We start from the raw sequence: 13,058 nt of genomic DNA, 5'->3' as shown, positions 1-13,058 counted from the left end.
GACGAAGGCCACCCGAGCCCGGCCGTCGACAGGCAATCCACCCGGGTCGGCCGCCGGTGAGCGTTCGGATCCCCCGCCTCGGCGAGCGCCTGGGGGCGCTGCGCTACCTGCCGGCCCTGTTCCGCGAGATCGCCGCGGCGAGCCCGCGCCTGCTCGCGGCGAGCCTGGGCTTGCGCCTCGTGACGGCCTGCCTGCCGATCCTGTCGCTCTACCTCGCCAAGCTGATCCTCGACGGCATCGTGGCCGAGCATGCCCGCCCGGCGCCGGCGGCGGGGCTTTCGGACTGGCTCGCCGATCCCGGCCGGGCCCGGCTCGTCTGGCTGGTGGCGGCCGAGCTCGGGCTGGCCCTGCTCTCCGACCTCACCGGCCGGCTCGCGAGCCTGACCGAGACCCTGATCGGCGACCTCTACGCCAACGCCGCCTCCCTGCGGCTGATGACCCATGCCGCCTCCCTGGACCTCGCCCAGTTCGAGGACAGCGCCCAGCAGGACCGGCTGGAGCGGGCGCGCCGGCAGGTCAGCGGCCGCACCGGGCTGATCGGCACCGTCTTCGGGCAGTTCCAGGCCCTGGTGACGCTGGCCTCGCTCACCGCCGGGGTGGCGGCCTTCACGCCCTGGCTCGTAGTGCTGATCGCCGCCGCCCTGGTGCCGGCGCTCCTCAACGAGTGGCACTTCACCAAGGCCGGCTATCGCCTGGCCTGGATCCGCAGCCCGGAGCGGCGGCGGATCGATTACCTGCGCTACCTCGGCGCCAGCGTCGAGACCGCCAAGGAGGTCAAGCTCTTCGGCCTCTCGGGCTACATCACCGCGCTCTACGGGGCGCTGGCGCAGAACCTGCTCGCCGAGAACCGGGCGCTCGCCACCGCCCGGGCGCGCTGGGGTTTCGCCTTCGCGAGCCTTGGCACCCTGGCCTATTACGCGGCCTACGCGGTGATCGTCTGGCGGACCGTGGCCGGCGCCTTCTCGATCGGCGACCTCGCCTTCCTGGCCGGCGCGTTCCAGCGCCTGCGCGGCGGCATCGAGGGGCTGCTGCTGGGGCTCACCCAGATCAGCGGGCAGGCGCAGTATCTCGACGATTTCTTCTCGTTCTTCGCGATCCGGCCGGAGATCCGCTCGCCCGCGCAGCCCGTGCCGGTGCCGAGCCCGATCCGCGCGGGGCTGGTGTTCGAGGATGTCGGCTACCGCTATCCCGGAACCGAGACCTGGGCCCTGCGCGGCCTGTCCTTCGCGGTGCGGGCCGGGGAGACCGTGGCGCTCGTCGGCGGCAACGGCGCCGGCAAGACCACGATCGTCAAGCTGATGACTCGGCTCTACGACCCGCACGAGGGCCGGGTGCTCCTCGACGGGCGGCCGCTCGCCGCCTACGACCTCGACGACCTCCGGGCCCGGGTCGCGGCGATCTTCCAGGATTTCGTCCGGTTCGACCTCACCGCCGGCGAGAACGTCGCGGTCGGCCGGATCGCGGCCGCCGACGACCGGGATCGGATCGCGGCGGCTGCCGCCCGGGGGCTCGCCGCCCCGGTGATCGAGCGCCTGCCGGAGGGCTACGCCCAGCCGCTGGGCAAGCGCTTCGCCGGCGGCGTCGACTTGTCCGGGGGCGAGTGGCAGAAGGTCGCCCTGTCCCGAGCCTATATGCGCGAGGCCGAGATCCTGATCCTCGACGAGCCGACCGCGGCGCTCGACGCGCAGGCCGAGCACGACGTGTTCGCCCGGTTCCGGGAGCTGTCGGCGGGCCGCACGACGGTGCTGATCTCGCACCGCTTCTCGACGGTGCGCATGGCCGACCGGATCCTGGTCCTGGAGGGCGGCCGGCTGCTCGAGGAGGGCAGCCACGCCGCCCTGATGGGGCAGGGCGGCCGCTACGCCGAGCTGTTCACCCTGCAGGCGCAAGGCTACCGGTGAGCGTCACGGTTTCGAAAGGTCCGGGAGCTTTCGCGGGTCCAGGGCGGCGCCCTGGTCCATCGGGCCTCCGCCCCGGTGCCCCGCCAAAGGGCTCAGCCTTTTGGGAACCCCATATCGCGGGCCGCCCCGATGCCCGAGGATTGCCCCTTTCGCGTCGCCTGCTATCTGGCGGACCTTGAACCGGGATTATCCATGCGCCTCTCGCATCTCCTGACGGCCGGCCTGCTCGTCTCCGCCTGGGGGGCACACGCCGCGCCGGCTGTATCCGAGCCGCCGGCCCCCGAGGCCAAGACCGAGGCCCCCGCACCTGGCCAGGAAGCCAAGGAGATCGTTCTGGCCAACCACCGGGCGGTCTACGACCTGTCGCTGGCCGAGGGCGGCGGCACCCGCTCGGTGGAGAGCGCCCGCGGCCGCATCGTCATCGATTTCCGGGGCGATGCCTGCCGCGGCTACACCATGCTGACCCGGCAGGTGACCGAGCTCTCCTCGGGCGAGACCGGTCCGCGCCTGTCGGACATGCGCAGCACCACCTTCGAGGGCGGCAAGGGCCGCGAGTTCCGGTTCAAGACCACGACGCTCACCAACAACCAGCCGGCCGCCCCGGTGGACGGCACCGCCTCGGAGCAGGGGCAGGGGGAATCGGTCACGGTGAAGCTCAAGGGCGCGGCCAAGCCGTTCACCGTGGAGGGGCCGGTCCTGTTCCCGAGCGAGCACATGCGCCACCTGATCGCGGCGGCCCGCGCCGGCCAGTCGACCCTCTCGGCCAAGGTGTTCGACGGCTCCGACGACGGCAAGAAGATCTACGACACCTTCGCGGTGATTGGCCATGCCGGAGCCGGCCCGGCCGCGGATACCGCCCGCGACAAGCCCCTGCGCGACGGCCCGCTCGCCGGCATGCCGCACTGGCCGGTGCGGCTGAGCTACTACACGCCGGGGGTGGGCGAGCGGACGCCGATCTACACCCTCGGCTTCGACCTCTACGAGAACGGCGTCAGCGGCGCCCTCAAGCTCGATTACGGCGAATTCGCCATCCTGGGCGACATGACCGCCCTCGACATCGACACCCAGGCGGGAAAAGCCTCCGCCAAGGAGGGCGAGAAGGGCTGCACGCCGTGAAGCTGAAGCCTGCAGAACCATCCCGTCATTCCGGGGCGCCGTAGGCGAGCCCGGAATCCAGATCCGCCGACGGTGCAAAACCGAGGACCGTCCGAGGTTCTGGATTCCGGGCTCCGCTATGCGGCCCCGGAAAGACAAGATGGGTGACGAGACGTCCGCGGCTCAACCTGAGACGCGGCAAACCGCCGCCTCAGGCCCAGTCATCCTCCGGCTGCGGCGACAGGATGCGCCAAGCCGAGGCGATCCGTTCGGGCTTGATCTCCAGCGCCCCGGCGCAGGCCATCAGCACGCCCTCGTCCCCCATCACATGGTCGAGGACGCCCGCCAGGAAGGCCGGTTGCTGGGCGCTTTCCCGCAGGGTCTCGGGGCTCAGGCCGCTCGCCGCCAGGAAGGGCAGGAGGCGGTCATCCTCCGCCACGATCCACAGCAGAACGTCGAGGGCGAGCCGTTCCGCAGATTCGGCCCCTTGAAGAGGTTTGCCATTCATCAACATGTGATCGCTACAAAGGTCATCAAGGGGCTTCACGGCCCGCTAATCATGATCGGCGCGCACCGGGACATCGGATCATGAAAAAGACGGTGCTGATCGTCGAGGACAACGAACTGAACATGAAGCTGTTCAACGACCTCTTGGAGGCGAACGGCTACGCGACCCTGAAGACCGCCCACGGCATCGAGGCGATCGAGCTGGCCCGCGCGCACCACCCCGACCTGATCCTCATGGACATCCAGCTCCCCGAGGTCTCCGGCCTCGAGGTGACCAAATGGCTCAAGGAGGACGACGACCTCAAGAGCATTCCGGTCATCGCCATCACGGCCTTCGCCATGAAGGGCGACGAGGAGCGGATCCGCGAGGGCGGCTGCGAGGCCTATCTGTCGAAGCCGATCTCCGTCGCGAAGTTTTTGGCAACGGTTCGCGCGTATCTTGAGCCTCGGTGACGCCGGAGCGGCGCGCCGATAACGGCGAACGGCCGACCGCCCCGGGCGGAACCGCGCAACCGCGCGTCAGCGAGGAACCATGTCGGCCCGCGTCCTGATCGTCGACGACCTGTTCCCGAACGTGAAGCTTCTCGAGACGAAGCTCGGGCTCGAATATTTCGACACGATCGCCGCCATGAACGGGCCGGACGCGATCGCGATCTGCGAGAAGGGCCTGTGCGACCTCGTCCTGCTCGACGTGATGATGCCCGGCATGGACGGGTTCGAGGTCTGCCGCTACCTGAAGAACAACCCCGTCACCGCCCACATCCCGGTGGTGATGGTCACGGCGCTGGACCAGCCCTCCGACCGCCTGCGCGGCCTCGATGCTGGCGCCGACGATTTTCTCACCAAGCCGGTGGACGACACCGCCCTGTTCAGCCGGGTGCGCAGCCTCGTGCGCCTCAAAGCGGTCACCGACGAGCTGCGCCAGCGGGCGCTGGCCTCGCGCGACTTCGGCATCGGCGACCCCCTGGCGCTGGCCACCGCCGAGACCGGCCTCGACGCCAGGATCCTGCTGATCGAGGACCGGCCCGGCTCGGCCGAGCGCATGGCCGGTGCCCTGCGCCAGCATCACGCGGTGACGATCGAGCCCGATCCGCAGGCGGCTTTGCGCCTGGCCACCGAGGGCGGGTTCGACCTCGCCCTGGTGAGCCTCGACCTCGCCGGGTTCGACGGCCTGCGCCTGTGCAGCCAGCTTCGCTCGCAGGACGCCACCCGGGCGATGCCGCTGATCATGGTGGCCGAGGAGCACGACCGCGCCCGCGTGGTGCGCGGTCTCGATTTCGGCGTCCACGATTTCCTGATGCGCCCGGTCGACCGCAACGAGCTGATGGCCCGGGTCCGCACCCAGGTGAAGCGCAAGCGCTTCACGGACGCCCTGCGGGGCGCCATGCAGGCCTCCCTCCAGCTCGCCGTCACCGACGCGCTCACCGGCCTGCACAATCGGCGCTACCTCGACAACCATCTCGGCGCGCTGTTCGCCGACGAGGCCGCCCGGCGCGTGGGCCTCGCCGCCCTGATCCTCGACATCGACCGGTTCAAGGCGATCAACGACAGCTACGGCCACGAGGCCGGCGACGAGGTGCTGCGCACCTTCGCCGAGCGGGTCCGCCAGGACACGCGGCCGGTGGACATCGTCGCCCGCTACGGTGGCGAGGAGATCGTGGTGATCCTGCCGGAGGCGGGCCTGGCCGAGGCCCGGGCCATCGCCGAGCGCATCCGCGAGAAGGTCGAGGCGCTGCCGTTCTCGGTGCAGCGCGCGACCCGCACGATCCCCGTGACGGTCTCGATCGGCGTCGCGATCCGCCACCCGGAGGATGGCGGCCCGGGCGACATGCTCAAGCGCGCCGACATCGCCCTCTACCGGGCCAAGGCCGCGGGGCGGAACCGGGTCGAGCAGCAGGCAGCCTGAGGGGGTTTACCAGCGCAGGTTCAGGCTGCCCCGCATGGCATGGTCCTGGGCGCGTTCGCCCACCTGACCGGTATAGGCGAGCCCCAGCGTCAGACCCGTCGCAACCCGCGCCTCGATCCCCGCCGAAGCCACGACCGCGTCCCGCGCCAGCGGCACCCCCGCGGTCTGGAACGCCCGGCCGCCCGCGAACGCCACCAGCGCCCGCGGCACCACGTCCCCGAACGCCCGCCTGTAGCCCACGAGGCCGCGCGCCAGAACCGGGACGTCCAGGCCCAGAAGATCCGCCAGACCGATCTCACCCTGGACGCCCGCGGTCGCCGTCTGCACGGCGTCATGGTGCCCGGAGACCCGCAGCGCCGCCGCACCGCCGCGCTCCGCGAACCCGTCGCGCCGGACATGCAGCGTCGTGCCGCCCACGAAGGGCTCCAGCACCCCCGGACCGTAGGCGATCCGGTACCCCGCCTCGCCGAAGGCCTGCAGCGTGTCGCCGCCCGCCTTCCCGGTCACCGCCTGCGAGAAGCCGGGGAACTGCACCTGGCGCCGGGTGTCGAACGCCTCGCTGCCGTAGACGGCACCGCCCCGTAGCTCCACTGCGCCCAGGGACGCCCTTCCATAGATCGCCCCGAACGCGCTCTCCACCTGGCCGCTCGACCGCCGTGCCGGAATGTCGAACCCGGCGACGCTGTAGCCCGCCGCCACGCCTACCCGCAGATCGGTCAGGCCCGGCAGGCTCAGCGCGCCGAACCCGGTCTCGGCCCCCAGCACGAACCCGCCCATATCCCGGGTCAGGCGGGCGGCGTTGCCGTTGCCGCGCGTGCTGCCGAACGCCCCCAGGGCCTGGCCCCAGAGCGCGTAGTTCGCCCGCGCCGGCGCGACCGGAACGAGGCCGATCGCCGGCTCGCCGGGCAGAGCGGCCGCGTAGGCCGCCGGGACGGTGGTGCCGGCGGGGATCCGGCCGGCGAGGCCCGTCTCCGACCACAGGCCCGCCGCCTCACCGAGGGGCGCCATGCCGAAACGCAGGTGATCGAGCAGCGTCGCCTCGACGATCGCGGCACTCTGCGCCACGACGCCGATATCGGCGGCATGGGCCTCGCCGGAGATCGCGGTGAGGGCCTGGGCCGCGCCCGGGGCGGTCTGGTTCAGCACCGCGGTTGCCACCTGGGCGGCCGGGGAGGCGACGACCACAGTGGTGCCGCCGCTGTTGCTGATCGTCGTGGTGGTGGTCCCGTCGACCGCCACGCTGGTATGCACCGTGCTCGCCTGCGTCACCGTCGGCGCGGCTGGGCTGGCCGAGGCGCTCTGGGCCGTCGCCGAGGGCTGGGCGGTCGAGGCGCTCTGGGCAGTCGCCGAGGGCTGGGCGGTCGAGGCGCTCTGGGCCGTCGCCGAGGGCTGGGCGGTCGAGGTCACGGTCGGCCCGACGCCGTTCAGCGCCGCCGCCGGCCCGGTCTGGTTCGGCGTTGTGACCACGCTGGTTATCGGCGCCGTCTGCGCGAAGCCCAGCGACACGCTGTGCGCATCGTAGTTCAAGGAGGGCGTCAGGAAGGCGAGGTTGCTGGTCGTCTGCAGCGCGGAGAACCGGCCCGTCACCCCGTCCGTGGCGGTCAGCAGCGTGTAGCGCAGCGCTGGCGTGTAAGTCCCGGCGCCGGCCAAAACCTGGACGGTCCCGCCCTGGAGCGCCACCGGACCGGTCACGTCGGTGCGGTCGTTGGCGGCGGGCGTCAGCTTGACCGTGTAGAACGAGCCCGCCGCGAAGGTCAGCGGCCCGTGGATCGACAGCGTGCCGATCGCCGCGGCGCTGCCCGGCGCCAACCGGCCACCGGCCTCGATCAGCGGGTCGCCGATCTTGCTTGAACCCGCCAGCGTGCCCCCGTGCCGGACCGTCACCTCCGAGGCGCTCAGCACCCCGTCGATCTGCAGCGTCCCGCCCGCCACCGTGGTGGCGCCCGCATAGGTGTTGCGGCCGGCGAGGATCGTGGTGCCTTCCCCGTCCTGGACGAGGCCGCCCGGCCCGGTGACCGACCCGTTCAGGGTCAGGCTCGTCCCCGAGGCGGGGCGCAGGCGGGCGTCGCCGGCCAGCGTCACCGGCCGGGCCATGGCGAGGCTGGCGGTCGTCACCAGGGTGCCGCCATCGAAGCGCAGGCCGCCCGCCGACGCGCCGAGACTGGCGTCGGCGGCGACCGCCAGCGTCCCGCCGAGGAGCGCGGTGCCGCCGCTGTAGCTGTTGCTGCCCGAGAGGGTCAGGGTTCCGGTTCCGGCCTTGGCCAGGCCGCCGCTGCCCGCGATCGTGCCCGAGAAGGCGGTGGAGCTGTTGTCGGCCCCGGCCGTCAGCGTGCCCGCGCCGAGGCTGACGCGGCCGGCGCCCGCCAGCGAGCCGATGCCCTGGTCAAATCCCGCCAGGTCGAGGGTCGCGCCGGAGGCCACCGTCACCGCCGAGGCCGGCGCGAACGCCCTGGCCGCCCCGGCCCGCAGGGTGCCGCTCTCCAGGGTGGTGGCGCCGGTATGGCGGGCGTGGCCCGCGAGAATCTGGGTGCCGCCGGCCAGGGTCAGGCCGCCGGTGCCCAGGATGGCGCCCCCGTAGCTGCCCGCCGCGCGGGTGAGGGTGAGGGTGTTGGCGCCGAGCGCCACGGTGCCGGCCTGGCCGGGGGCGGTGTCGGTCAGGCTGGCGATCGCGGTGCCGGCGGTCAGGCCGCCGATGTCGAAGGTCGCCCCGCCGGCCAGGGCGACGCCGCTGGAGGCCGCCACCGAGCCGGCCCCGGTCAAGGCCAGGGTGCCGCCCGCGATCGTGGTGGGACCGGTATAGGTGTTGAGGCCCGAGAGGGTCAGGGTTCCGGTCCCGGCCTTGGCCAGGCCGCCGCTGCCCGTGATCGTGCCCGAGAAGGCGGTGGAGCTGTTGTCGGCCCCGGCCGTCAGCGTGCCTGCGCCGAGGCTGACGCGGCCGGTGCCCGCCAGCGAGCCGATGCCCTGGTTAAATCCCGCCAGATCGAGGGTCGCGCCGGAGGCCACCGTCACCGCCGAGACCGGCGCGAACGCCCCGGCCGCCCCGGCCCGCAGGGTGCCGTCCTGGAGGGTCGTGGCGCCGGTATAGGTGCTGGTGCCGGTCAGGATCGCGGTGCCGGTGCCGAGCTTGGTCAGGCCATAGCCGTGGCCGCCATCGCCGATGCCGCCGGACAGCGTCAGCGTGCCGCTTCCGCCGAGGGCGGCATCGGCGGCCAGCGTGATCGCGCCCGAGACCCCGGCGGCGCCGGTGCCGGTGAGCGCCCCCGCGCCGCCCGCACCGGAGCCGGCCAGGATCAGGACGTTGGCGATCGTGACACCGTTGACGTCGAGCGTGCCGCCGGCCGTGACCTTGGCGGCAGAGGCGCCGAGCGCCGTGGCATTGGCGGCGCTGAGCCTGCCGCCCGAGACCGTGGTGGCGCCGGTATAGCTGTTGGCACCGGTCAAGATCGTGGTGCCAGCGAGATGGCTGACCGTGCCGGTTCCGGTGATCGTCGGCACGAAGGCGACGGCCGTTCCGTCCGGGTTGCCGGTATGATTGAACGTGATCGTGCCGGTGCCGGCGCCGAACGCCACCTTGCTCGCCTGCACAGTGCCGGCGGCGACCGCCTTCCGGCCCGCGACCGCGCCGATGGCGAGCGTGCCGGTCGAGCCGCTCAGGGAGGCAACCGACACGGTGCCCGTGCCATTGGCGCCGGCCGATACGAGGCCGCCATCCGCCACCGTGAGCGTGCCCGTGCCGCCGTGGCCGACAGAGAGAACGCCGGTGTTGGTCCAGGTCGAGCCCGCCCCCGCCACCGTCGCCGCCCCGGATGAGCCTGAGAAGTAGCCGAGATAGCCGTACCCGTTCGACACCTGACCGCCCGCCTGGACGACGAGCGTGCCCGTGCCGACGGCGCCGACATAGAGGTCACCGCTGTTGGTCCAGGTCGAGCCTGTCCCCGACACTGTCGCCGTCCCGAATGAGTGGGGATCGGCGGCGAGGACGCTGTGATTGGCCGATACCCGGCCCCCGCCCTGGATGGCGAGCGTGCCTGTGCCGCTGTTGCCGACATAGAGGTTGCTGCTGTTAGTCCAGGCCGAGCCCGTCCCCGACACCGTCGCCGTCCCGGATGAGCCGGTGAAGTTGCCGAGGACGCCAGAGGTGTCCGACACTTGGCCACCGGCCTGGACAGCGAGCGTGCCCGTGCCGCCGTGGCCGACAGAGAGGCTGTTCTTATTGGTCCAGGTCGAGCCCGTCCCAGTCACCGTCACCGTCCCGGACGACGTGGCGAAGTAGCCGATGGTGCCGTTCCTGTTCGACACTTGGCCGCCGCCCTGGATGGCGAGCGTGCCCGTGCCGCCGAAGCCGACTACGAGGCCGGCTCTATTGGTCCAGGTCGAGCCCGTCCCAGTCACCGTCATCGTCCCGGACGAGCCGGTATCGTGACCGACGAAGCCGTCGCTGTTGGACAGGCGTCCGCCCTCGGCGATGGTCAGCGTGCCGCCGCTCGACTGCACCTCGTTCGCGAGCGTGGCCTGTCCCGTCACGGTCCAGGTGCCCGTCCCGTCCTTGAGGAGCGAACCAATCGTGTTGCCGATGGTGCCGGTGATACGCCCGTCGCCGACACCGCCCAGTGTCAGCACCCAGCCGCCGCCGGAAGCGGCGAGGCTGCCCGAGAGGGTCAACCTGTCGGCATCCGCGGCGATGCGGCTGTTGTCCGTTAGCGTGATCGCCCCGGCATAGCTGTTGTCGCCCGACACGTTGCGCAGGGCGCCGCCATCGCCCACGCCCGTGCCGGCGAGCGACAGGGCTTCGTTGCCCACCGCGATCCCGCCCTGCAGCGCCAGGGTCGCGCCCGAGGCGACCGTCGTGCCGTTGGCGGCCGTGCCGTCCGCCGCGCCGAGCGCCGTGGCGTTGGCTACGCGGAGCGTGCCGCCCGCGATCGTGGTGGTGCCGGAATAGGTGCTGGCGCCTGACAGGATCGTGGTGCCGGCGAGGTGGTTGAGGCTGCCGACGCCGGTGATCTTCGGTGCGAAGGTGACGGCCGAGCCATCCGGGTTGCCGGTATGGTTGAACGTGATCGTGCCGGTGCCGGCGCCGAACGCCACCTCGCCCGCCGTCACCGTGCCGGCGGCGACCGCCGTCTCGCCCGCGGCGGCGCCGATATTGAGCATACCGGTCGAGCGGCTGCCTTTCGCCAGCGTCATCGTACCGGCACCGTTCGTCCCGATCGACACGGCGCCACCCGCCGCCACGGTGAGGATGCCGGTGCCGTTGATGTCACCGACGACGAGCGTGCTCCGATTCGTCCACGTCGAGCCAGAGCCCGTCACCGTCGCGGAAGCCGTCGTGGCGGTGTCGCCGCCGACGATGCCCCTGTCGCTCGCGACCGTGCCGCCCCCCTCCAGCCGCAGGGCTCCGCCGAATGCGTACAGGAGGTCACTGAGGCTGCTCTTTCCGGTCAGCGTCCAGGTGCCGGCTCCGACCTTGATGACGGTGCCGACATTCCCGATGTCGCCCGCGACGATGCCGTCACCCGCACCGCCCAGGTCCAGCTCGACGCCGGCCCCAGGAGCGCCCGCGATCGGGCCCGACAGGGTGAGCCTGCCGGCATCCGCGCCGATCCTCGTGGTGCCGGTCAGGGTGATCGTCCCGGCATAACTGTTGATCCCGGAGACGTTGCACAGGGCACCGCAGGCGTTCAGGCCATATCCGGTGAGCGACAGCGCCTCGTTGCCCACCGCAATGCCGCCCTTCAGCGCCAGGGTCGCGCCGGAGGCGACCGTGGTGCCGGTGGCCGCCGTGCCGTCCGCCGCGCCCAGCGCCGTGGCGCTCTGGATCGTGAGCGTGCCCTCCGAGATCGTGGTGGCGCCCGTATAGGTGCTGGCGCCCGTTAGGGTCAGGGTTCCGGTGCCCGCCTTGGTCAGGCTGCCGCTCCCGGAGATCGCCCCGGCATAGCTCGACGTGTCGGTCCGGTTGAAGATCAGCGCCCCGGCATTGGCGACATCGGCCGCCAGCGATCCCGCGGTGGCGCCGTCGCCGACCTGGAGCGTCGCCCCGGCTGCGATCGTCGCGCCGTTCGCGTAGGCTTGATCGTCCAAAAGCTTCCAGGTGCCGCCCTTGACGTTCAGCACCTCGAAATGGATCACGTTCGCCAGCGTGCCGGCGCCGGTCCCCGTGACGGCCTTGCCGAGGTTGAGGGTGTCGGCGCCGGCGCCGCCGTCGATCCGGCCGGTGATGGTCGAGCCGGTGAAGAGGTTGAGCGTGTCGTTGCCACCCTCCAGGCTGATCGCCCGGCGGGTGTTGCCGGTGATCGTGCCGTAATTGGTCAGGACGTCGTCACCCTCGCCCATCTGGATTGCGGCACCGTCGCCGCGGATGAAGCGGGCCGAGCCGGTGCCTGTGTAGCGCACCCCGTCCAGCGTCCCGACCGAGCCGCCGTCCACGCTGCCGCTCTGAAGGGTCACCACCGCGGTCGGATCCGGGATCGTGCCGTTGCCGATGATCGTGCCCTTGTTGACGATCGTGTCGTTGTCGGCCGCGGTGCCGAGCTTATTCTCCAGCCGGATCGCGTAGCCGTCTTTGCCCTCGATCGTGCCGCCGACCTCGTTGGTGATCGTGGTCGCGGCGACGCCGCTGCGGCTGTTGTCGGGATTCGAGTCGTTGTTGACCACGATGCCGTACTTGGCGCCGGAGATCGTGCCGGAATTGGTGATGGTGCCGCCGCCGAGCGAGATGCCTTCGCTGTTATTGGCCCGGCCGCCCTTGTCGTAGCCGCCGGCGCCGGTGCCCTTGATCGTGCCGTAATTGGTGATCGTGCCGGCGTAGTCGATATCGACGCCGTCGCCGTCACCGTCGCCCGAGCCGGAATAGGCCCCCTCGATCGTACCGTAATTCGTGACCGTACCACCGGCATCCGAACCGACGCCCGAGCCGCTGCGGCCGGTGATGGTAGCACCCGCCGCGTTGGTCACCGTCACGGAGCCGGCGCCGTTGTTGCCGCCCAGGGTGACGCCGTGGCGCGCGCCGGAGATCGTGCCGCTGTCGGTGTTGTTCACCGTCCCGAAGGTGGCACCCTTGAAATCGATGCCGTCCGCCTTGTCGGCGGCCAGACCATCCGTCCGGATCGTGCCGGAATTGTTGATCGTCGCCCCCTGGCCGGGCCGGATCGCGTCGTCGCCGTCGGACTTGATCATGCCGGTGGCGGTGTTGGTGATCGTGATCGTGGCGCTGCCGCTGGCGGCTGCCTCGAAATCCAGCGCCCGCTTCGTCGTCGACCGGATGGTTCCCGCGTTGTTCACCCTTACGGTGCCGCCGGTCGGGTTGACATTGATGCGGAACGCATCGCTGTCGGATTTGACGATCGCGTCCTTCTTGTTCTCCAGAGTCAAGCTGCGGTTGTTGGCGTCGCCCGAGGCGTCGATCGCCCGGCCCCCCTTTGACTTGATTGTGCCGGAATTGGTGATCTTCACATCCGTGGACGCACCGTTCCAGTCTATCGCCGCCTCATCTTTAACGGAGAGCGCGCCGCCGGCGCCGACGGTCACGGTATCACGTCCAGACACCGTTATCGCCGACTTGCTCGTCGAATCCGCCGGCACCGTATAATCGCTCGCGCCGACCGGAACCGCACGGAGCTCGACGGAAAATACGGCCAACGCGGCGATGCCGA

General features: G+C 71.4%; 7 protein-coding genes. 5 read left to right on the top strand and 2 right to left on the bottom strand.

Annotated elements, in window-relative coordinates:
- Positions 1-56: 56 nt before the first annotated feature.
- Together BMZ47_RS18885 and BMZ47_RS18880 are read left to right on the top strand one after the other, a co-directional pair.
- Entirely contained in the window at positions 57-1,901 is a 1,845-nt protein-coding gene (locus BMZ47_RS18885) for an ABC transporter ATP-binding protein (protein ID WP_091863780.1), read from the top strand.
- A gap of 192 nt (positions 1,902-2,093) precedes the next feature.
- On the top strand, positions 2,094-3,017 hold the full coding sequence (locus BMZ47_RS18880) for a cell envelope integrity EipB family protein (RefSeq protein ID WP_091863779.1): 924 nt from the start codon (positions 2,094-2,096) through the stop codon (positions 3,015-3,017).
- A gap of 190 nt (positions 3,018-3,207) precedes the next feature.
- On the opposite strand, the gene BMZ47_RS18875 is transcribed toward BMZ47_RS18880, so the two are convergent.
- Positions 3,208-3,504: a DUF3572 domain-containing protein gene (locus tag BMZ47_RS18875; RefSeq protein WP_091863855.1), complete on the bottom strand. Its 297-nt coding sequence runs from the start codon at positions 3,502-3,504 to the stop codon at positions 3,208-3,210.
- An 80-nt stretch (positions 3,505-3,584) separates the two neighbouring features.
- Here BMZ47_RS18875 and BMZ47_RS18870 point away from each other — a divergent pair, with 80 nt between their 5' ends.
- Together BMZ47_RS18870 and BMZ47_RS18865 are read left to right on the top strand one after the other, a co-directional pair.
- Entirely contained in the window at positions 3,585-3,956 is a 372-nt protein-coding gene (locus tag BMZ47_RS18870) for a response regulator (RefSeq protein ID WP_007560977.1), read from the top strand.
- 79 nt (positions 3,957-4,035) lie between these two features.
- Positions 4,036-5,409 carry a PleD family two-component system response regulator gene (locus BMZ47_RS18865; RefSeq protein WP_091863778.1) on the top strand — a complete coding sequence of 458 codons (1,374 nt, stop codon included), beginning with the start codon at positions 4,036-4,038 and terminating at the stop codon, positions 5,407-5,409.
- A gap of 6 nt (positions 5,410-5,415) precedes the next feature.
- Here the strand turns inward: BMZ47_RS18865 and BMZ47_RS18860 are convergent, their stop codons facing one another.
- Positions 5,416-12,582 carry an autotransporter-associated beta strand repeat-containing protein gene (locus tag BMZ47_RS18860; RefSeq protein ID WP_139221021.1) on the bottom strand — a complete coding sequence of 2,389 codons (7,167 nt, stop codon included), beginning with the start codon at positions 12,580-12,582 and terminating at the stop codon, positions 5,416-5,418.
- Here BMZ47_RS18860 and BMZ47_RS28120 point away from each other — a divergent pair.
- Positions 12,581-12,994 (top strand): hypothetical protein, encoded by a 414-nt coding sequence (locus BMZ47_RS28120; RefSeq protein WP_139221020.1) that lies wholly within the window; start codon positions 12,581-12,583, stop codon positions 12,992-12,994. The two genes, BMZ47_RS18860 and BMZ47_RS28120, sit on opposite strands and share 2 nt — an antisense overlap.
- Positions 12,995-13,058: the final 64 nt, after the last annotated feature.

This window comes from Methylobacterium brachiatum, assembly GCF_900113845.1.
GTDB classification, from domain to species: Bacteria; Pseudomonadota; Alphaproteobacteria; order Rhizobiales; family Beijerinckiaceae; genus Methylobacterium; species Methylobacterium brachiatum.
This window is presented reverse-complemented; position numbering and strand designations above follow the sequence as displayed.